The sequence below is a fragment of the Streptomyces hygroscopicus genome (genome assembly GCF_026168105.1).
Taxonomy (GTDB): Bacteria; Actinomycetota; Actinomycetes; order Streptomycetales; family Streptomycetaceae; genus Streptomyces; species Streptomyces hygroscopicus_D.
In genome coordinates this window covers 1-20,227 of the sequence record NZ_LBMW01000021.1, presented here as the reverse complement: position 1 = coordinate 20,227, position 20,227 = coordinate 1, and the positions used below count along the sequence as shown (strand labels likewise).

Sequence of the window (20,227 nt, the reverse complement as noted above, 5' to 3'; positions counted from 1 at the left end):
GCTATGTCTCCAGTAGGTCGAGGAAGAGCGCGGCTGCCAGCAGGTCTGCGGAGCCGCCCGGGGACAGTCGGCACAGGGCCAGCTCGGTGTCGAGGCGGTTCAGCAGTGCCGTTCCGGCTTCGGTGGCGCAGCCGCCGGCACCGATCACCCGTGAGGCGCCGAGTTGCACTCTGCGCAGACCGGCGGGTCCGCCGCGGTGCAGGAGACAGGTGTCGTCCAGGCCGGCCATGAGCGCCATGAGCGCGTCGAGCTGGGCCCGGTCCTCCCCGGCCCCGCGTGCTCGGGCCGCGGCCAGAGCGGGCAGCGCCACGCGGACAACGTGCGGGAAGCCCGCCTCCGCCTGACCACGGGCGCCGTGCGCCCCGTACCGGGCGCGCACCGCCGCGCCGTGGCCGGCCAGTGCTTCGGGTGGACAGGCTCGGTCGGGGAAACGAGCGATGCGCCCTGCGGTGCGGCTGACCGCGGCGGCGCCCGACCTCGCCGGCAGCATGGCGGCCGCGGCCACGAGCAGGCCCAGGGCCCATACGGCCCCTCGATGGGTGTTGACCCCTCCGGTCGCGGCGAGCATGTCCTTCTCGGCGCGCCGCCCCGCAGCCGCCAGGTCCTCGCGTAGTTCCACGCAGGGGCGCCGGTGACGGGTCGCGAGTGCGGCCATGTGTCCGAAGCCCGGTCGCAGCCGGTGAGCGGAGCGCAGCATCAGCGGCAAGTCCATGTCGGTGTGCGCACCCCGGCCACGGCGGTCCACCAGTCCCGGTTTGGGGGTGAGTTCGGCCTCCCGGACCAGAGCGTGCACGGCCAGGTCGGCCAGCCGGTCCGGGTTGGGGGCAGTCCCGGCAGAGAGCGGTTTGCGGCTGCTGGTGACGGTCACGGTCACCAGCTCCGCAGGCGCGAGGGCGGTTCGTACAGACCACCGGACCACTCGACCAGGTCGGCGATACTGCGTGCGGCGAGCAGCGAGCGGCGGGCGTCCGTGCGGCGCACTCCGAGGTCCTCGGGGGAGGCGATCAACCCGTCACGCCGCATCATGTCGTCCTTGCGGCGGTCCCGGGCCAAGCCGAGCGGTGTGGCGCCGGCCGCCCAGGCCACGGCCTGGCGGCGCTCTTCGAGGTCGCGGGCTTTGTACAGATAGGCGACGCCCTCCTCGGTTACCACATGAGTGATGTCGTCGCCGTAGATCATCACGGGTGGGACGGGCAGACCGGCGTCCTTCCCGGCCTGGACCGCGTCGAGGGACTCGACGAAGTGAGGAGTGCCCTTGGCGCCGTAGGTCTGCACGGTTTGGACGACAAGCTTGCGCCCTCGGTCGGTGGTCATCGTTCCCATGCCGAGCCAGGCGGGTGTCGAGTGACGCCTGCCGCGCGGGTCGTGGCCGAGATTGGGCGCGCCGCCGAATCCCGAGACGCGGCCCGCGGTGACCGTGGAGGAGTTGCCGTCGGCGTCAATCTGGAGGGTGGAGCCGATGAACATGTCCGTGGCGTACAGGCCGGCGGCCTGGGCGGCCATGCGGTTGGAGCGCAAAGTCCCGTCCGGGCCGATGGGGAAGATGTCCGGGCGGGAGGAGACATAGGGGCCCATGCCCACCTCGCTGCCGAACGGCATGACGCTGTGTACCCAGCCGGACTCGACGGCCGGGATGAGGGTGGGGTGCGGGTTCAGCGCCCAGTCGCGGCAGATCCTGCCCCGCAGACCGAGCGATTCCCCGTACGTCGGCAGCAGCAGCTCGATCGCGGCGGTGTCGTAGCCGATGCCGTGGTTGAGCGAAGTCACCTCGTGGCGTTCGTAGACCCCGCGGATTGCGATCATCGCCATGAGGATCTGCACTTCGTCGATCTGGCGTGGATCGCGGGTGAACAGCGCCTCCAGTTGGTACGGCCGGTCCGCGGTGACGACAACGTCCACCCAGTCTCCGGGGATGTCCACCCGTGGCAGGGAACCCGGCTCCACCAGCTCGTTCACCTGGGCGATCACAACGCCTCCGCGGAAGGCGGTGGTCTCCGACACCACTGGTGTGTCTTCGGTGTTGGGGCCGGTGTAGAGGTTGCCGTGAGCATCGCCCTGGTCGGCGGCAATCAGCGCGACTTGGGGAAACAGGTCGAGATACATGCGCGCGTACAGTTCGAGGTAGGTGTGGATGGCACCGACCTTCAGCGCTCCGTCCGCAATGAGCTGGGCGACCCGGAGGGACTGGGGACCGCAGTAGGCGAAATCCGCTGTGGTCGCGATGGACGCCTCGAACAGGTCCAGGTGCTCGGGGCGGGTGATGCAGGACATCACCATGTGGAGGTTGTGGACCACCGACGGGTCGACCTGGGCCAGGCAGCGCGAAAGGAAGTCCGCCTGCTTCTGATTGTTACCCTCGAGCGCGACCCGGTCGCCGGGCAGCAGGACCGCTTCGAGCGCTTCGACGGTGCGTTCGGTGGGAAGGACCTTGCCTTGCAGCAGCGGTTCCACCCGGGCCAGCCGTGCCCTTTTCCCGGACGTCATCGTGATCGACACCACCCACCTCCAATCGTTGGGTTCGTTCGTGAGGAACGAGGGTCGACGGACCGGCAGGTGAAGGACGTACCGGCCCTTTGTCCGTACCGGCCCTTCGTCCGTACCGGCCCTTTGTCCGTGCCGGACGCCTCGGCCCGAAGCCGTGGTGGCGGCCGGGTGCCTGGCCGCCACCATGTCCTGTCTCATGCAGCGAAGAGGTGCTCCAGGAACCAGTCGCGAGCGGCCTGCGACGCCACCGTGAAGCCGTCTCCCGTGTAGGCGGCGAAGTGTCCACCAGGCAGAAAAACGATCTTCTTCGGCTCGGACGCGGTCTGGTACGCCGAAGCGGCCAGGTTCCCGCCGGTCAGGCCGTCCTCACGGCCCACGATCATCAGCAGCGGAGTCGGGGTGACATCGGGCAGGTACCGCGCCGGCTCGTAGCCGTAGAAGTTGTCCAGGCTGCGCAGCGTCACCTCGTTGGGCCAGTCGGGGTCGAGTTCGGCGCGGGCATGGGTGAAGTACTCATAGGAGTCAGGGGTAGGCAGACCCACGAGCTCGCTGGGGTCCGAGCCGACGACCGGTACGGTGACGGGCGGCTTCCCCAGGGCCCGCGCGCGACGGTCGGCGGTGAAGATCTCCGGCCCCACCACGAGGTTGTTGACTCGGGCGAGGTTCGCGTAGGTGGCCCGGCCACTGATGAAGGGCGCCTGTCCGCTGACCGCCTTGACCCGCCGGTCGATCGCCGCCACAACGAAAGCATGTGCAGCGGAGAAACTGGTGCCCCACACCCCGATACGCTCGGCATCGACTTCCGGTCGATTCTGCGCATACGTGATCGCGTGCTGGTAGTCCCGGATTTGCTCCCACGGGTCGATTTCATGACGCGGCTTTCCGGGAGCGGTACCGGAGTCGCCCCAGCCGCGGTTGTCAAAAACCACCACCGCAAGACCCGCCTCCGCGAAGACCTCCGCGAACTTGTCGAGATACATGCGCTTCGTGGACGTCCATCCGTGCGCCATGACCACACACGGGGACGGCCCAGTCGCCCCCCGCGCCTCGTAGAACCATCCGCGAAGCAGGGCTCCTTCGGCGTCGAACTCAATATCGTGGCGCATTGATGCTTCCTTTCCATGGGCAGCGGAACGGCACTTCCGGGTATACCCGTCGTTGCCTCGTTCTCACGCCCTATGATTTCCGGACCGCTCTGCCGCAGTCCAATACGGATTTTGATTTCCCTGATACTTCACGGGCATCACACGGCTCGGCCGGAACCATTCGTAGTCGCGCGACCACGGGGCTACGACTTCAGCGACTGCGCGCCGTGAGCCCATGAATTCCACAACGGTGGCGTCGGTGAGGGTGGTGGTGTTGCCGACGAAGACGACGAAGGCCGGCCGGTGGTGGGGTCGGTGACGCCCGCGGCGGGTCGAGTACCTGTCAGCCCGCTTCGACCCGGCGGGCGATGAAGGCGGCCAAGTCGTGGACCTCCTGGCCGGCGACATCGTGTCCCAGCCGGGGATAGACACGGATATCGGCATCCGTGTGTGTGGCCATCCAGGTACTGGTGCGAGCTATCGCATCGTTGGGTATGACTCCGTCGAGGGCGCCGCGGCCCCAGAAAACGGGGGGCTTGCTGTCAGCGAGCATCCGATCCCCGGGTTGGCTGTCGTTCACCACGAATCCGGCGAGCTGTACGGCGTAGGAGAAACGTGCGGGAGCGCGCCTCAGCAGTTGCAGCGCCATTCCGCCGCCTTGCGAGAATCCGATGAGCCCTACGGAAGAGAAGGAGGGCTGAGCGTCCAGCCAGTCGAGTACGGCATCGGTCATGGCATTCGCCACCGCCGGCCGGGGATTGCCGATCGGGTTGCCTCTGCTCGGGAACCAGGCGTACCCGCCCGCCTCGGGGATGGGAGCCCGCAGTGACGCGACCACCAGCTCACCCGGCAGACGCGGAGTGAGCTGGAAGAGGTGGGTCTCGTCGTAACTCCAGCCGTGCATCATCACCAGGAGAGGCCTGCCCCGCCGGTCGGCCTCAGGGACCGACCACAGCACGGCGTCCTCGTTGATCGAAGGGCTGATCTCGCTGGTGATACTCACGACTGGCTCCTATGCGCGGTTGGGGGACCACCTGGCGCACGTCCGGTCGGTCGCATCAGCGGGGATTCGTGCGGCTCGCCCAACCGGGCGGTGCTGGTGGCTGGTTCGTTGATGGGATGTCTCAACCTTGAACGTCGCAATGGACGGTGTCCAATACCCATCCATGCAGCTGTGATGCCGGGTAGGTATAACGTCTGGCGGCTTCAGGGATGCGGTACTGCCGATGCTGCGTCGACGGCTGCCGTCCCGTCGTCGGTCTCCGGCAGCGTTGGCTGTTCCGGGCGTCGGTTGAGGGCGGCGTCTCACACCCCGATGCGTTGCCGTGAAGCGGGGTGGGCGGTGAGAGCTGCCAGGATGTCCTCCACGCGCTGCTTGGCGTCGCCGAAGAGCATCTGGCTGTTCTCGCGGTAGAACAGCGGGTTCTGCACGCCGGCGTAGCCCGAGGCCATGGAGCGTTTGAAGACGATGACGTTCCTGGCCTCCCAGACGCGGAGCACAGGCATGCCCGCCAGCGGGCTGCCGGTGTCTTCGGCGGCGGCCGGGTTGACGGTGTCATTGGCGCCGATGACGAGGACGACATCGGCATCAACGAGGTCGTCGTTGATCTCGTCCATCTCGAAAACGATGTCGTAGGGGACCTTGGCCTCTGCGAGCAGCACGTTCATGTGGCCGGGGAGCCGCCCGGCGACCGGGTGGATTCCGAAGCGCACGTCGACTCCCCGTTCACGCAGTTCCCGGGTGAGTTCGGCGACAGGGTACTGGGCCTGGGCAACGGCCATACCGTATCCGGGGGTGATGACCACCGACGATGCGTTGTTGAGGAGTTCGGCAGCATCGGCAGAGTCGATTTCGCGGTGGTCGCCGTGGTCGGCGTCATCCTCAGCCGCCGGTGCAAGACCGAACCCGCCGGCGATCACGGAGACGAAGGAGCGGTTCATCGCCTTGCACATGATGTAGGACAGGTATGCGCCGGAGGAGCCGACGAGCGCTCCGGTGATGATCAGCAGGTCGTTGTCGAGGAGGAAGCCCGAAGCAGCAGCGGCCCAGCCCGAGTAGCTGTTCAGCATCGACACAACCACCGGCATGTCACCGCCGCCGATCGACGCGACGAGGTGCAGTCCCAGCGCGAGTGCGATCACGGTCACCGCGATGAGCAGTGCGGGGCTCGGAGTGACCACGAAGGCGATGGTCAGGCAGAGGAACGCCGCCAGCGCTGCGATATTGATCAGGTTCTTGCCCGGAAGCGCGAGGGGGCGGGACTTCATGCGTGCCGACAGCTTCAGAAACGCTACAACCGACCCAGTGAACGTGACCGCCCCGATGAAGACGCCGATGACTACTTCGGCGTGGTGGATACGCAGCAGTGACTCGATGAATTCATGTTGTCCCGGCCGGCGCTCGACCGTGTCATAGCTGTTCCAGCCGACCAGGACCGAGGCGAGGCCGACGAAGCTGTGGAGGATGGCGATGAGTTCGGGCATGCTCGTCATCTCGACGGCCTTGGCGCGCCGTAGACCGATTGCCGCGCCCACGGCGACAGCGATGGCGAGCACTACGGCGGATGCCGCCGGCCGATGCCATGTGGCCAGGCCAATCGTCGCTGCCAGCGCTGCGAACATGCCCGATGCCCCGTAGACAAGGCCCTGTCGGGACGTCTCATGCCTGGACAGTCCGGCAAGGCTGAGAATGAACAGGAGGGCGGCGACGATGTAGGCGGCGTCCGCGACACTTGTGGTGTTCATGCAGGCGTTCACCCTTTCTGGAACATGCTGAGCATGCGCCCTGTGACGGCGAAGCCGCCGAAGGCGTTGATGGATGCGAGGAGGGTCGCGATGCCGGCGATCACTCGGACTGTCGTGTCGGCGCTGCCGATCTGCAGCATCGCGCCGACCACAATCACTCCGGAGATCGCGTTGGTGACTGACATCAGCGGCGTGTGCAGTGCGTGGTGCACCTTGCCGATCACGTAGTAGCCGATCACGACGGCCAGCATCAGCACGGTGAAGTGCCGTGGCAGGGGCTCCGGTGCGAACACGTTGACCAAGAACAAGGCGGTGATGCCGACCCCGGCGAGAGTGAACCGGCGTGCGGGTGAGGAGGGCCGCTGCTTCTCCGGCTGGGTCGCTGCTGGGCGCCGCTGGGCCGGGGCAGGTGCCGCGGACACCGGCACGGGCGGCGGAGGCCACAGCTTCTCGCCGGCCCGCACGACTGTGATGCCCCGCTGGACCACGTCGTCGAGGTCGAGAACGACACGGCCGTCCTTGCCCGGCGTCAGCAACTTCATGAGGTTGACGAGGTTCGTGCCGTACAACTGTGAGGCCTGTGCGGGCATTCGGGACGCGAGGTCGGTGTAGCCGATGATCGTTACACCGTTGTCGGTGACCACAGTCTGCCCGGGCTGCGAGCCGTCGACGTTGCCGCCCTGTGCGGCCGCGAGGTCGACAATGACGCTGCCCGGCTTCATGCGTGCCACGTCTTGCGCAGTGACCAGCTTTGGTGCCGGTCGTCCGGGGATGAGCGCGGTGGTGATGATGATGTCCACGTCAGCGGCCTGTTCGGAGTAGATCATGGCCGCGCGTCGGTCGTAATCACCAGAGGTCTGCTTCGCATAGCCGTCCGTGCTGGCCTGCTGCTCGGCGTCCACGGCCAGATACTCACCGCCCAACGACCTGACCTGCTCGGCCACTTCGGGGCGGGGATCCGTCGCCCGCACGATCGCCCCCATGCCGGAGGCAGCGGCGATCGCCGCAAGTCCGGCAACTCCCGCCCCTGCGACAAGTACCTTGGTCGGCAGAATCTTGCCGGCGGCGGTGACCTGGCCGTTGAAGAAGTGCCCGAAGGCGTGCGCGGCTTCGATCACAGCCCGGTACCCGGCGACATTGGCCATGGAGCTGAGCACGTCCAGTGACTGCGCCCGCGATATGCGAGGCACGGCGTCCACCGCGAGTGCCGTGATCGGGCGGGCGGCAAGCGCGTCCAGCAGCTGTGCATCGCGCCCCGGACCCAGCAGCGCCACCAGGGTCGCGCCGTCCGTGAGCATGTCGATGTTCTCGGCCGTCGGTGGGTGGACGGCCAGGACGATGTCAGCGCCCCACGCCGCCTTCAAGTCGCTGACCTGCGCCCCGGCTTGTTCATAGGCGAGGTCGGTGAATCCTGCCGCCGCACCGGCATGGTGCTCGACGACAACGTCATATCCGAGGCCGATGAGTTGACGCACGGTCGTCGGGGTTGCCGACACGAGCGTCTCGCCCTCAGCGGACTCCCGCACAATGCCGATGCAGGCGCTGCGGACCTGGGTCATCGCGTGACCTTTCTTCTACTTCTGCTGGATCGGCCCACGTGGGTGCCTGAAATGGCATGAGTTCATGAGTTCATGAGCCGACTGCTGGCGCCGTCAGCTCAGCCGGAACGGCCCCAGCACCTGAACGACCAGCCGGTGGGCCGGGTGGGCTGGGACGGGCTGAGGCTGCCGGGTCAGGCCGCACCGTGGTCGCGCCATGCTTGTCGGCGCGGCCGGCGTGTGCAGCCGTTGTGCTGGCGGGGCGCCGTGCGTCTGGCGGTGAAGCCGGAGGGCACGGCGCCGCGCCCGGGGTGGTGGTGGCCGGTTACACCAGGACGGTGCCGCCGTCGATGGTGATGATGCTGCCGGTCGTGTAGGGCTGGGTGATGAGGTACAGGTACGCCTGGGCGATGTCCTCGACCTCTCCCACCCGTCCGACGGGCAGGGACTTGCCGATGTTCTCGAACATCGCATCCCGGTCGCCTTCGCTCATCCCCGACCACAGCGGGCTGCGGACGACTCCCGGAGAAACGGCGTTCACCCTGACCGGGGCCAGTTCCACCGCCAGGGCCTTGGTGAGGGCCTCCACCGCGCCGCAGATGCCGGCGGCCACGGCCCAGCCCGGGCCGGGCCGGTCCTTGGCGATGCCGGTCGTCAAAGTGACAGAGCCACCGGCACGCAGCCGGGGCGCCGCAGCGCGCACGGCGTCAAGCGCGCTGAAGAACCGCAGGGTGAAGAAGGACCTGGCCGCCTCGATGTCCAGGGTCTCCAGCGGCATCAGGGCGAGGGGCTCACCCGCGGTGTAGACCAGATGGTCGACGTCCCCCAGAGACGCAAACAGATCAGCGATCTGCTCGGTGTCCGCAAGATTGACCACACGCCCTTCCGCCTCCTGCGGCAGTTCGCTGAGCGCCTTGTCCACGCTTGACTGCCGGCTGGAGACGACAATGGCCTGAGCGCCCTGCGCGCTGACGGCCTTGGCCGTCGCCAGCCCGATGCCCGAGGTGCCGCCCATGAGTACGACGCGCTGCCCGGTGAGATCCACAGTGATGCCTTCCAATTTTCGGCTTGGCCGACGTGCCCCTCAGGCAATCGACCGCTTGCGTACTCAACAGTGCGGGCCCACCGCTACCGCGTCCAAGACCAATTGCGTCCGCTGTGATGCCTTACGGGCATCACTTCGCCCCCAGAGGGGCTTCTCGTTCCTGGGGCACATGGCAAGGCGACGGTCAGAGTCATGATCCTCACCTTCGCGTCTCACCGTGCACATCACCTCTCACCGTGCACATATTGGGCGTCCGTCCCATGCACACGCGGATGCGACCGATCACAGCGGCTCTCCTCCGGAGATGACGCAGCGGGCGATCACTCAGTCGTTCGCCACCCAACGCTTCAAAAGGTAACGATTCGTGTGCGACGAGTAGCCGCATGGGCCGTGAACGCCTCGGTGCCCACTCCCCGCAATGCCCCAAGGGCGGGTCGGCGTCAAGGGTCCAGCCCCGGTCCATACCCGACGGGTATCACAGAGGCCGGATCAGGTCTTGGACGCCGGCACATGCAATTCCAAGACTCAGTCGTGTCGCAAGGACATCAGTCGGAAAGGGCACGACCATGAAGGTCTTCGTGACCGGAGGCTCCGGGTACATCGGCAGAGCGACCATCGACGCTCTGGTCAGGAGGGGAAGCGAGGTCTCTGCGCTGGCGCGCAGCGACGACTCGGCGCAAACCTTGGCCGGCGCGGGTGCCAAGCCGGTGCGCGGGGAGCTCACCGACACCGCGGTCCTGTACGAAGCGGCGCGGGCCGCACATGGCGTGATCCACCTGGCACAGCACCGCGGTCCCGACGCGGGGGAAGTTGATCACAAAGCTGCTGAGGCACTGCAGGACGGCGCGGGACCCGGGCCCTATGTACACACCGGTGGTGTGTGGGTCTACGGGGACACCGGTGGTGTGGTCGATGAGGATGCCCCGATGGCGCCGCCGCGGCTGACCGCGTGGCGCCTGGCCAACGAGCGGTGTGTGCTGGCCCGCGCAGCGACTGGTGAGCGGCCCATCGTCGTGCGGCCTGGTCTGGTCTACGGCAACGGGGGCGGCCTGATCGACTCCTTCTACGCGGAGCCGGGACGCGTCTCCGGCGCGGTGCCGTGCATCGGCGACGGGTCCAACCACTGGTCGCTGGTCCACGTGGACGACCTCGCCGAGCTGTACGCGCTGGCACTGTCCGCCTCACCGGGCTCGGTGTACCTGGGCGTGGCCGACACGAATCCCACCGCCGGGCAGGTCGCCCAGGCGGTCAGCCGGGCCATCGGCCGCCCGGGATCGGTGCGGTACCTGTCTGAGGCAGAGGCCCACTCGCAGATGGGGCCGGTCGCCGAGGCATTCCTGCTCGATCAACAGCTCACGGGGGCCAAAGCCCGGCGAGAGCTCGGTTGGCGGCCCACCCACACGGACCCGCTGGGAGAACTGAGCCGCCCCTGACGCCCCGCCGTGAGCACGGCTACGCTTGAGATGTCTGGTCGGCGGAGGTGGAAGCGTGGAACTGGATCTTCGCAAACTGCGGTACTTCGTCGCTGTGGCCGAGGAACTGCACTTCGGGCGAGCTGCTGAAAAGCTCCACATAGCCCAGCCGGTGCTCTCCCGGCAGATCAGGTCCCTGGAGAGCGACCTCAAGGTACAACTGTTCGCCCGCGACAAACGCGGCACCGAATTGACGGCGGCCGGGGAGCAACTGTTCAGCGACGCCCGGCCGTTGCTGTCCGCAGCAGACGCCACAACCCGCCGTGCGGTCCGTGCCGCCCGCGCGCAGAACGCCCTCACCGTGGGGTTCATGCCTGGCTTGATCGTCACCGCCGCTGTGCGTCTCTTCAGCCGGCGTCACCCCGACGTGCAGGTCGAGGTCATCCGCACGAACTGGGATGAACAGACCGAGATGATCCGTGACGGTCGTATCGACGTCGGATACGTGCGGCTGCCCTGCGAAACCCACGGGCTCGAGCTGCGCGACCTGCTCTCCGAGCCCCGAGTGGTGATCCTGCCGACCACGCACCCCCTCGCCGGCAAGTCCTCGCTCAGCATCAGCGACCTGGCCGGGGAACGCCTCCTGCAGAACCCGGCCGCGATCCCGGAGTGGCGGAGCACGGCGAATCCGAGCGGCTCCTTGGAGGACACTGGGCCGACGCTCGTCCTGCGCAGTGTCGAGGAGAAGCTGGAGAACGTCGCGGCCGGCCGCGGTGTGGTGATCCTGCCCTTGTCCACCGCAACGTATTACACCCGCTCTGACATCACCCACATCGAGATCAGCGACATCGGCCCGAACCGGGTCTGCCTGGCCTGGGACAGCACCCGGCAGGAGCCGCTCATCGACGAGTTCGTCGAGATCGCCCTGACAACCTGAGTCAGAACGCCCGGCGTCGAGGTGCGCGACAACCACGGCACCGTTCGTTTTCTCCCTCGGCGAGGCATGCGGCCTCTCGATGAGCGCAGGCAGGTGCGCACCGAGCACCATACGGGTCGAGGCTGCTTCCGTGTGCAGGACCGTGTGCATGCCTACCGCGGCAGCGCCGATGACGTTCGGTTCGGCGTCGTCGACGAACACGACCTGCGATGGCGCGAGGCCCAGTTTGCTCGAGCATCAACAGGTAGATGTCAGCGTTGGGCTTGCGGAGTCCGATGTCTCCGGAGATCAAGACGGGTGCGAAGGCCCGATTGATTCGGTCGCGCGGCTAGGTGCTGCCCCAATTGTTCGACAGCAGTGCGGTGCGGACACGCAACGCTCGAAGGTCTTCCACAATCGAGAACATCTCTTCGTCCGTCGACAAGGTTGCGAACAATCGGGACAGGAGGCCGCTTGGTCTCTCGACCCGCGGATGTCCGACGAACTCGCTGGCGCCGACGAGTTCCGGTCCATCCGCAGAGAAATCGATCGGTTCATTCATCGAAGGCACAGCGACCAGCCCCTGCCTTCTGCACACGGCCGTCCACGTCCACGTCATGGCCACCGAGCCGGTGCCGGGCACGCTATGACGATGGCAGAACCAGGCTTGGCGATCACACCGTCTACTACAATGATCACCACCTGGAGGAAGCTCGTGTGCATCACCGTCCAGCTGGCCCCAGGCTTGATGCACGCGACGGGCACGTGCGCGAAGGGGGCGCATTGAGCGGCGAAGAACGGGTGGAGGTTCTGCCCTTCACCCGGTCGGGCCGGTTCTGGCGAGGCAACCTGCACACGCATTCCGACCGGTCCGACGGAGCGCTGTCCCCTGAGGAGACCGCGCGTCATTACCGGGACGCGGGATTCCACTTCCTGGCGATCACGGATCACTTCCGTGCCGAGTACGGCTACCCCGTGACGGACACTCGGTCGCTGCGCTCGCCGGGCTTCACGACGCTGACGGGTGCCGAACTGCATGCTCCGCGCACGGAGGCCGGACCGTCCTGGCACATCGTCGCGGTGGGCCTGCCGCTCGATTTCGCGCCGCCCGAGCCCGGCCAGAGCGGTCCCGCACTCGCCCGACGGGCTCGGGCCGCGGGAGCGTTCATCGGCATGGCGCATCCCGCAGCCTCGCTGCTCACCGCAGCCGATGCAGAGAGCCTGGACGCCACCCACGCGGTCGAGGTCTACAACGCGCTGGCGGACCGCGAGCATCGGGGCGACAGCTGGCACCTGACCGACATACTGCTCAACCGGGGGCATCGGCTGCACGCATACGCTGCCGACGACGCCCACCTGCAACCGCACGACCCTCCCCCCTGCGCCGCCCGGGTTCAGGTACGGGCCGAGTCCCTCGACCCGGCACAGCTACTGACGGCGCTCAAGGCCGGGCACTACTACTCCAGCACGGGCCCCGAGCTGCACGACGTCCGACTCGACGGCGGTCAGCTCACCGTGAGCTGCTCACCCGCCAGGAAAGTGCTCCTCACCGGGGGAGCTCCGGGAGCCCAGGTGAGAGAGGGCGAGTCACTGACCGAGTGCTCCCTTCCGGTGGCGACGTTCCGCAACGCCGGGTACTACCGGGTCACCGTCGAAGACGCCGCCGGCGGACGGGCCTGGACCGACCCGATCCGCCTGTCCCCACTTTCTGCCGACTCCGAGTCCTGACCGTCCTCCACCCGGCACACGCCGCCGAAGAAAGGATCTTCCACCATGCTGTGGCCCGCACTGCGCGCGCTCTCGCACGGCGAACTGTCCTCCGACCAGATCCAGTGGCTCATCGACACCTTCGGGGTAGACCAGGAGCCCCGTATCGAGGGGCCCGGAGCCGCGCAGAGCATCGCGCACCGCTCGTTCACCGACGTGGCCGGAGCCCGGCTCGTCCTGGACCTGGCCCGTACCGGCGAAAGCGGCTGGGTGTTCACCCTGTTCCACCAGGGACAGCAGCCCTCCGCCGGCACCGTGGAAACCCACCGTTCCCTGTTCCGGGAGGCCATCGGCAGACTCGGCCTCACCTTGATCGAGATCAGCCCCGCCGCCACCGCCGACGAGATCTTGGTGGCGTCCGCCGAGGGCCCCGAACCGGAGTCGGCCCTCGGCGCCCATTGGGCCCTTCCCGACGAGCTGGACCTGGTGTGGCCGCACGTCGGCCTGCGCAAGGACGCTCCCCGGGAGGTGAAGGAGGTCAAGCTGCGCGAGCTGATGAGCACCCCGGCCTGGGCCGCGGCTCCGACGAGCCTGCGTGAGCAGGCCGAGACGTTCTTGGGGAGAGCCTGACACGCCCGAGGGCCTACCGCTCAACAACCGCAACGAACAGTAACGACCAGCAGGGGGGAAGGCCTTGAGCGAGGGGCCGATCAACGAGGTGCACAGGACCACCGCCATCTCGCTGCCGCCAGTGGGCTCAACGGAGCGGCTCGGCCAGCAGCTTCTCGCCGAGGCTCTGCTGACCGACGACGGCCGTGTCACCGACACACCTGAGGCCAAGACCGTCGCCATCGAGGCCCTCGCCCGGCGCATGCGTTCCTCCACGCCTGCGCTCGTCCTCGCCTCGATGGGGCTCGTGGTCGGCAATGACATGGCGTCTCATCTGAGCAACGGCCGCTACGTCCTGGTCCCGTACAACGACCGGTATCCCTCCATGGGCGCCGACGTACTCCATGTCGACGAGCTCAACCCTGCAGATCCGCGTCACGCTGCAGAGAAGGTCGTAGCCATGGACTCCCCACGGGCCGACACCCTGGTCCGCATGATCGCGGTCAGCGAGCTGATGGGGTCCTGGGCGTACGGATCCGACAACAACGTACGGGTACTGGCACTGCAGCAGGCAGCCCAGGAGGAGTTCAGCCTCGCCGGGGTGCTGGAGTGGCACATGGACGCCAAGACCCGCTTCGCTGTGAGCCTCGAGCTGGACTACAACCGCGAGACGCTGCGGGACTTTCTGCGCACCCAGTACGAGATGACCCAAGAGGTCCTCGCCTCCCGCGGCATCACCGAGGTGCTGTCCTACCGCGCTCTCAGCTGGCCGGAGAGTGCCCGGCGGCCGGACTGGGCGGTCGACCAGAATGTCGGCCAGGTCGTAGAAGCCCGTCAGCGGCCGCTGGCCAGCTGGTCGGCCGATCGCCAGATCGTCACCGACTGGCTTGAGGAACGCCGCGGCACCGGCGTGATCCTGGCCGCCCGCTTGCCCGCCCGGGACATCCTGTCCCTCCCCACGACCGGCATGGGCTACCTCGGGCAGAAGGAATGGGTGGCCCTGCCGGGCGACCACCGGGCCGTCCTGGACGGCATCGTCTCCCACACCGCCCCGGCCGCCACCACCGGACAGAGCGCGGCCGCCGCTGTCTCACTGGGCGCGCCCGCCCTGGCCGGCGCCGCGCACGACCAGGCGTCCGCGCCGATACCGGCACCGGGCACTGCCCCGCGATGGCGTCCACTGCCAATCACCCAACAGCTCAACCCGGGCGACCCCCTCGACAACCGGATCACGCGGATCCTCGACGGTGCAGAACCGGCGCCGAGCTGGTGGCCGAAGGACGACTCCGGCTACGCCATCACTCGGCGCGACCTCGATTTCCTCGGGATAAGCCCGATCCAGATCAGGTGGCTGCTCACGGGTGAGGCGCCCATGGGCATGACGCCCGAGCTGTACCAGCAGTTCGGCTCAGAGATGCTGGCGGCGCTGGAACGTGACGGCATCGACCCGTCACAGGTCGACATCCGCCTGAAGGGAACAGGCGCCGGATTCTTCTCCGGCATCCACAAGACGCTGCCGCGCGAGGTCGACGTGGCTGACAACCCACTGGCTCTGCAGCGACTCCGGGAGTGGTTCGGTAACGACCAGAACCGTCCTCTACGCCGCCCGTACGACGCGATGTGGCGCCTCGGCGTGGAGCCCGAGCCGAGCGACTTCGACCTCGACATCAACAGCACCGCTATCGTCCGGGCTGCCCGAGAGTACTGGCGCACCCACCATTCCGACCGGTACCCGGGCGACTTCATGGGCGGACACGGCTACCTCGACAAGCAGACCGTAAGCGGGACCCTGCCGGCCCTCGCCGAATGGGCGGGCGCGTGGGAGGAAAAACTGGGACGGCCCCTGTCCCTGGGCGTGTTCGAGTCCACGGGCCCCTTCGACGCCACCGTCCTCGGGCGGGCGCTCTCCTCCCACTTCAAGGAGTCCGACTGGATCATCCACCAGCCGGACACCCCCATGGCCTGGCGGACTCCCCGATCCAGAATCAGCCCCGGTGCTACGGAGCGGACGGGCACACCTCGGCCGTCCGCCGCTGCCGCCCGCTCCCGCAGTACGACCCGCTCAAAGCCCTCTCCAGGAACGACGGCGTCCGGCACGGGACCGGACCGGTCAGCACCGCGGCACGGGCCCGACGGTCCCGCCCGCCGCAGGGGGCGGGGCAAGTAGATCCCGCTCTCCGGTACCAACCGTGGCCAGAGCTGCGCAGGGCACCCGTCCATTCTGCACAAGCGGGGCCCCAACACTGCTGGGGTCCCGCTTCTGGCTTTCAGAGCCGGGCCCGGTTCCTTCGGGGGCACAGCAAGAGAGTTGCGCGGCTAGCTTGGTCAGGAAGAGGAGGGGACGGCCTGAGAGGGAGAGGTGTGCCAGTTGGTGACGCTCGGATGATCGACGACGATCCTGCCGACCTTCAGGCTCACCGGGGTGTCGTCGTCGTTGTCGACGGCGACGATTATTTCGTCCAGCTCCTTGCCCCAGGCCGAATCGGTGGTCTTGGGCTTGACGCCGGCGTAGACGGTGACTCCTGCGCGCAGCGTGATCGGGGCATCTTGGGCCTGCTCCACGGGCTTGGCCATGGTTCCGTCCGAGCCGAAGGCCACGAGCGGCGAGCCGCCCGGCAGGGTGCATGTGATACCGGGCCTGGCCTTGGCCGTGATCAGGATGTAGCCGGTGGTCTGGGTCTCGGACCTCGTGCTCCAGAGGATGTCGTCGGCACCGCAGCGCTGCCCGACCTTGTTGTCCGGGGCGCCCCCGCCCGCCGTCGAACCGGCGGCGCCGCGAGCCGAGGCTCCGTCGCCGGGCGCCCCCGGGCCACCGGACGCGCCGCTTGGGCTGCTCGCGCCGCTGCCGGAGTGCTTGCCGGCCTCCTCAGCGGTCCCCTGACCGGCCTCGGGGGTGGACCCCCGGCTGCCGGTCACGGCGGACAGCGCGCCTGACGTAGCATTGCTCTGGCAAGCCGTCATCAACAGTCCGGCGCCGAGCGCGACGGTGGCCATGAGCGTCGTACGCAGGCGATGATTCATGAGGTACGTTTCCTCTTCCTTTTCTGTTGACGGGTACGTGACCCGCGACCCTGAACAACAGATGTCGTTCGACTTCGATCGGCACAACGGCCGCATTTGACAGCCGGTTCGGTTCTGTCTCACGCCCATGAAGTTGCGGTCACCCGTCCGTGTTGAGGACGTTCAGCGCGCCAACCTGGTCCGCGCCGGGGGTGAAGCCGCACGCCGTGCACTGGAACTTTGCTTGGGTGACGCGGGTCTTCTTCGCGACGAGCCCGCCTTCGCGACGCGAGGGTGCCATCCGTGGGTGCAGAAGGCGCCGGCGTTTCTTCACCCACAGCAGCGCGCCCCCAGTCACGATCAGGGCGACCGCGGCGAGAGCCAGGCCACCAAGAGTGGGGATTCTCCGAAGAGATGTCGCGGCCGCGTACCCGGCGCCGGCTTCCGATGTGGCCCACAGGCATGCGGCGGTGGCACTGTAGGGAGCGATGCGGTGGTAGGGCAGGCGGGTGGCGCCTGCGAAGTGGGGGGCGAGAGTGCGGACCACGGGCAGGAAACGAGCCAGGAAGATGGCTCGGCCGCCGTGGCGAGTCATCAGCGTCTCGGCGTGCTGCCAGACGGTGCCGGGGATGTGACGACCTACGCGGCCTACGCGCAGTTGATCACCCATGGATCTTCCGGTGCGGTGGGCGAGGAAGTCACCGGTGACGACGGCGCCGACAGCGGCCGCGATGACGAGCGGAAGGCTGACGTGGCCGGTGCGGGCCAGTGCGCCCGCGGTCAGCAGCAGGGTGAACGTGGGGACGAAGGCGCCGATCAGAGGGATCGACTCGGCGAGGACGGCCAGGGCCACTACCGCGTACGCAGGGGCGGAGGGAAGGTGGCCGAGGGTGTCCGACAGCATGTTCACCGCCTTACTCCGCCGTGCTGCTGGTCGCGGGGGGGAGGCAAGGGCAAGGGGGCGTTGCAGGTGCCGGACGATGGCTGGGGGCAGGTCGGACCACACTGGCCGATGGCCGGTGGCATGGCTGCGCTGGTAGAGGCCATGACTCCGTCCACCGCGGCGTGTCGGCGTACCTCGGCTCGTGATGCAAGGAGGGCACGGGCTCTGAGGGTGCCGAGGTAGGCGAAGTAGGTCAGGGTGCCGCCGGGGTGCACCATTTCCATGGTGGCCGCGCCGGCGCCGGCGCCCGTTTCCAGGGTGGCCGGCGGGCGGGGTGCCGGGGCCCGCACCGGATCGGTCAGTGCGTGGGCCAGGGCTTCGCCGCTGGGGATGATCGCGCCGGTGGTCCGCGGATCGCGGGCCGCTTCGATCGGGAACATCCGGTCCTCGGTATGGCGCTGCGCAAGGGCCGACAGGACGTGGTCGACGCAAGCCCGTGTTCCGTCCAGGCCGGACAGGCAGCTGACCGCCGCCGCAGACCCGGCATCACTGGGACCAGGCACTGCATACCCCCCGCAGGAATCGTCGGATGACCGTGCTGCCCGCAGCAACGCACAGCGCCGCCCCGACGGTTCAAATACCGTCAGGCTCACACGGACACACCGAACGCCGCCCGGACCGAGTGATCTGCCCCCTGCTCGCTGGGAGTTGATCGAGCCTGCGTAGGCTGCGCGCCGGGACGATCGCCGCGGTCGGGCCTGGATTGGGCACTGCACCCGCCTGAAACGGATGCAGTGCCGGCCCGGCCCGCTCGACGGATTCATCACCGAGACCGGACTGGTCCCGGTCCCGTCATGACGTCACCCCAACACCGGAAACCTCAGTAGCCAGGCGTGATGCCGGCCACTGAAGATCGCTTCCCGTCGAACATCGAGATCGTCTCCCGCCGTGCTGGTGTCACTACGGCCAAGCTCGGGGGCCAAGGGACCCACCCGGAAGCAGCGACCGAGAACCAGGCCGCTGAACGGGACGTAGTGCAGAACGTACCTGCGGAAGCCGTACAGGAGAATCGCATGCCCAGCAACCTTGACGTCCTTGTGGTGGGAGCCGGCATCGCCGGCCTGGCCACCGCCACCGCGCTTTGCCGCGGGGGAATGTCCGTCGACGTCATCGAGCGTTCGCCCGAGAGCCGAGCCACGGGGGCCGGTCTCTTCCTGCCCGGCAACAGCGTCCGCGCGCTGACCGCACTGGGGCTGGAGGAACACCTCAGCGCGCTGGGAGCGGCCGTGCCCGGCCAGCGGCTGATGAGCCACCGGGGCAGGGTGCTGGCCGACATCGACCTGGCCGAGCTGTGGAGAGGCACCGCCGGTTGCGTCGGCATCACCCGAGGCGACCTCCATGCCGCCCTGCAGGACGTCGTGCCGGTGCCTGTCCGCCACGGGGTCACCCTGGGCTCGCTCAAGCAGTCCGACGACGGTGTGCACGTGGAGTTCAGCGACGGCGGGAGCGGCCGGTACGACGTGGTCGTGGGAGCCGACGGCATACGGTCGGGCCTGCGGGAGTCGGTCGACCCGGCGGCCCGTGCCCGTTACCTCGGGCAGGTCTGCTGGCGCTTCCTGACCGGTGACGCCCCCGACATCGACCGGTGGACCGTGTGGCTGGGCCCGGGGACGGCCTTCCTGGCGTACCCCGTCGGTGGGGGCCGGGTGTGCTGCTACGCCGACCTGACGGCCGCCTCACCCGAGGACCCGACCACCACCTCCGGTCTTCTCCGGCTCTTCTCCGACTACGACCAGCGCGTACGGGACCTGCTGGCCACACCCGCCGCCCACAAGGCGTACTTCTCACCGGTGGAGGAGGTCGGCGGCGAGACATGGGCCCGGGGACGTATTGTGCTCGTCGGCGACGCCGCCCACGCCAGCTCACCCAACATGGCGCAGGGCGTCGCCATGGCCGTCGAGGACGCTCAGGTCCTCGCCGAGGTGCTGACCACCGGGGGCGACACCAAGGACCTCCTCCAGCAGTACGTCCAGCGCAGGCTCCCCCGCATCCGGTGGGTGCAGCAGCAGACGCACCGGCGCGACCGGACCAGGTCCCTGCCGACCGCCGCGCGCAACATCGCGTTCCGCTACGGCGCCAACGCCTTGTTCGAGCGCGGCTACGCCCCGCTGCGCGACCTGCCCTGAAGCCGGCCCTACCACCGCCTCAACGCACCACACCGATGCCGGTCGTGGAGGAGGCGGTCTCGCATGACGCCGCTCCTTGCGGCCTGGCGCCGACCGAGCTCGTCGAGTACCCGGTCCCGCCACGTCCGTGCCCCGGAGCCCCGCCCGTGACAAGGCGGACCACGGCCGAGGCTGTCGCGGCACTGTGCGGACACTGACAACCGCACCCAACCACCGAAGGAAGTACATCGTGAACCGGGCCACCGTCACCGAACAGATCATCGAGACGAGTATCAAGAAAGGCAGTAATTCGCCCGACGTGCGATCTCTGGTTGACCCGCTGTCCGATGTTCTCGCCTCGTTGAACGTCAGGACCGGGTCGCTGTCGGGCCTTGAGGCGTGGGGCAGCTGGGCGCTCCGCTTCGGTGTCCACGAGCACATCAAGATCGGGGCCGTACTCGAAGGCTTCTGCTGGCTCGGCGTCGACGGCGCCGACCCGGTGCGCCTCGAGGCCGGTGACTGCTTCCTGCTGGCCGCGCACCGGTGGTTCACGGTCTGCGGAGACCTGGACGCGCCGTACCGCAGCGCAGAAGAGGTTTACCGGGCCTCCTCCAGCCGCATCGTGGAGATCGGGCGGA

General features: G+C 68.2%; 18 protein-coding genes and 1 pseudogene. 7 read left to right on the top strand and 12 right to left on the bottom strand.

Translation table 11 applies throughout. The annotated features are described in order from the left end of the window. Window position 1: 1 nt before the first annotated feature. From AAW14_RS20785 to AAW14_RS20755, 7 genes are all read right to left on the bottom strand, one after another. Window positions 2-868 carry a triphosphoribosyl-dephospho-CoA synthase gene (locus tag AAW14_RS20785; protein ID WP_265565408.1) on the bottom strand — a complete coding sequence of 289 codons (867 nt, stop codon included), beginning with the start codon at window positions 866-868 and terminating at the stop codon, window positions 2-4. A 2-nt stretch (window positions 869-870) separates the two neighbouring features. Further along, the gene (gene mdcA / locus AAW14_RS20780) at window positions 871-2,496 is read right to left on the bottom strand and encodes a malonate decarboxylase subunit alpha (protein ID WP_265565407.1); all 1,626 of its coding nucleotides are present in this window, start codon (window positions 2,494-2,496) and stop codon (window positions 871-873) included. Between the two features lie 182 nt (window positions 2,497-2,678). Continuing rightward, window positions 2,679-3,590 (bottom strand): alpha/beta hydrolase, encoded by a 912-nt coding sequence (locus tag AAW14_RS20775; protein WP_265565406.1) that lies wholly within the window; start codon window positions 3,588-3,590, stop codon window positions 2,679-2,681. Between the two features lie 322 nt (window positions 3,591-3,912). Then, complete coding sequence (locus AAW14_RS20770; protein WP_265565405.1) at window positions 3,913-4,572, bottom strand: alpha/beta hydrolase; 660 nt, start codon at window positions 4,570-4,572, stop codon at window positions 3,913-3,915. A gap of 302 nt (window positions 4,573-4,874) precedes the next feature. Beyond that, entirely contained in the window at window positions 4,875-6,314 is a 1,440-nt protein-coding gene (gene pntB, locus AAW14_RS20765; RefSeq protein WP_265565404.1) for a Re/Si-specific NAD(P)(+) transhydrogenase subunit beta, read from the bottom strand. Between the two features lie 8 nt (window positions 6,315-6,322). Beyond that, entirely contained in the window at window positions 6,323-7,873 is a 1,551-nt protein-coding gene (locus AAW14_RS20760; protein WP_265565403.1) for a Re/Si-specific NAD(P)(+) transhydrogenase subunit alpha, read from the bottom strand. Window positions 7,874-8,177: 304 nt separating this feature from the next. Next, window positions 8,178-8,897 (bottom strand): SDR family oxidoreductase, encoded by a 720-nt coding sequence (locus tag AAW14_RS20755; RefSeq protein ID WP_265565402.1) that lies wholly within the window; start codon window positions 8,895-8,897, stop codon window positions 8,178-8,180. A 566-nt stretch (window positions 8,898-9,463) separates the two neighbouring features. Here AAW14_RS20755 and AAW14_RS20750 point away from each other — a divergent pair. Then, window positions 9,464-10,330, top strand: a complete 867-nt coding sequence (locus AAW14_RS20750; protein WP_265565401.1) for an NAD-dependent epimerase/dehydratase family protein — start codon at window positions 9,464-9,466, stop codon at window positions 10,328-10,330. 55 nt (window positions 10,331-10,385) lie between these two features. Continuing rightward, complete coding sequence (locus AAW14_RS20745; RefSeq protein ID WP_265565400.1) at window positions 10,386-11,246, top strand: LysR family transcriptional regulator; 861 nt, start codon at window positions 10,386-10,388, stop codon at window positions 11,244-11,246. A gap of 147 nt (window positions 11,247-11,393) precedes the next feature. Here the strand turns inward: AAW14_RS20745 and AAW14_RS39775 are convergent. Then, window positions 11,394-11,471, bottom strand: a pseudogene (locus tag AAW14_RS39775) (HAD family phosphatase); the annotation flags it as partial. A gap of 103 nt (window positions 11,472-11,574) precedes the next feature. Then, window positions 11,575-11,868: a hypothetical protein gene (locus AAW14_RS20740; protein WP_265565399.1), complete on the bottom strand. Its 294-nt coding sequence runs from the start codon at window positions 11,866-11,868 to the stop codon at window positions 11,575-11,577. A gap of 140 nt (window positions 11,869-12,008) precedes the next feature. On the opposite strand from AAW14_RS20740, the gene AAW14_RS20735 reads away from it, so the two are divergent. From AAW14_RS20735 to AAW14_RS20725, 3 genes are all read left to right on the top strand, one after another. Next, window positions 12,009-12,953: a CehA/McbA family metallohydrolase gene (locus tag AAW14_RS20735; RefSeq protein ID WP_265565398.1), complete on the top strand. Its 945-nt coding sequence runs from the start codon at window positions 12,009-12,011 to the stop codon at window positions 12,951-12,953. A gap of 45 nt (window positions 12,954-12,998) precedes the next feature. Next, window positions 12,999-13,562, top strand: a complete 564-nt coding sequence (locus AAW14_RS20730) for a hypothetical protein (RefSeq protein ID WP_265565397.1) — start codon at window positions 12,999-13,001, stop codon at window positions 13,560-13,562. A gap of 64 nt (window positions 13,563-13,626) precedes the next feature. Then, window positions 13,627-15,708: a hypothetical protein gene (locus tag AAW14_RS20725; protein ID WP_265565396.1), complete on the top strand. Its 2,082-nt coding sequence runs from the start codon at window positions 13,627-13,629 to the stop codon at window positions 15,706-15,708. Between the two features lie 158 nt (window positions 15,709-15,866). Here AAW14_RS20725 and AAW14_RS20720 read toward each other — a convergent pair whose 3' ends face one another. The 3 genes from AAW14_RS20720 to AAW14_RS20710 all read right to left on the bottom strand — a co-directional run bounded on the left by AAW14_RS20720 (window position 15,867) and on the right by AAW14_RS20710 (window position 17,864). Then, complete coding sequence (locus AAW14_RS20720; protein WP_265565395.1) at window positions 15,867-16,562, bottom strand: DUF4232 domain-containing protein; 696 nt, start codon at window positions 16,560-16,562, stop codon at window positions 15,867-15,869. 139 nt (window positions 16,563-16,701) lie between these two features. Next, window positions 16,702-17,445 (bottom strand): VTT domain-containing protein, encoded by a 744-nt coding sequence (locus tag AAW14_RS20715; RefSeq protein WP_265565495.1) that lies wholly within the window; start codon window positions 17,443-17,445, stop codon window positions 16,702-16,704. 2 nt (window positions 17,446-17,447) lie between these two features. Continuing rightward, entirely contained in the window at window positions 17,448-17,864 is a 417-nt protein-coding gene (locus tag AAW14_RS20710; protein ID WP_416223345.1) for a hypothetical protein, read from the bottom strand. 633 nt (window positions 17,865-18,497) lie between these two features. Here AAW14_RS20710 and AAW14_RS20705 point away from each other — a divergent pair. Continuing rightward, window positions 18,498-19,610: an FAD-dependent oxidoreductase gene (locus AAW14_RS20705; RefSeq protein WP_265565394.1), complete on the top strand. Its 1,113-nt coding sequence runs from the start codon at window positions 18,498-18,500 to the stop codon at window positions 19,608-19,610. A gap of 229 nt (window positions 19,611-19,839) precedes the next feature. Further along, a partial coding sequence (locus AAW14_RS20700) for a cupin domain-containing protein (protein ID WP_265565393.1) occupies window positions 19,840-20,227 on the top strand: 388 nt, incomplete at its 3' end.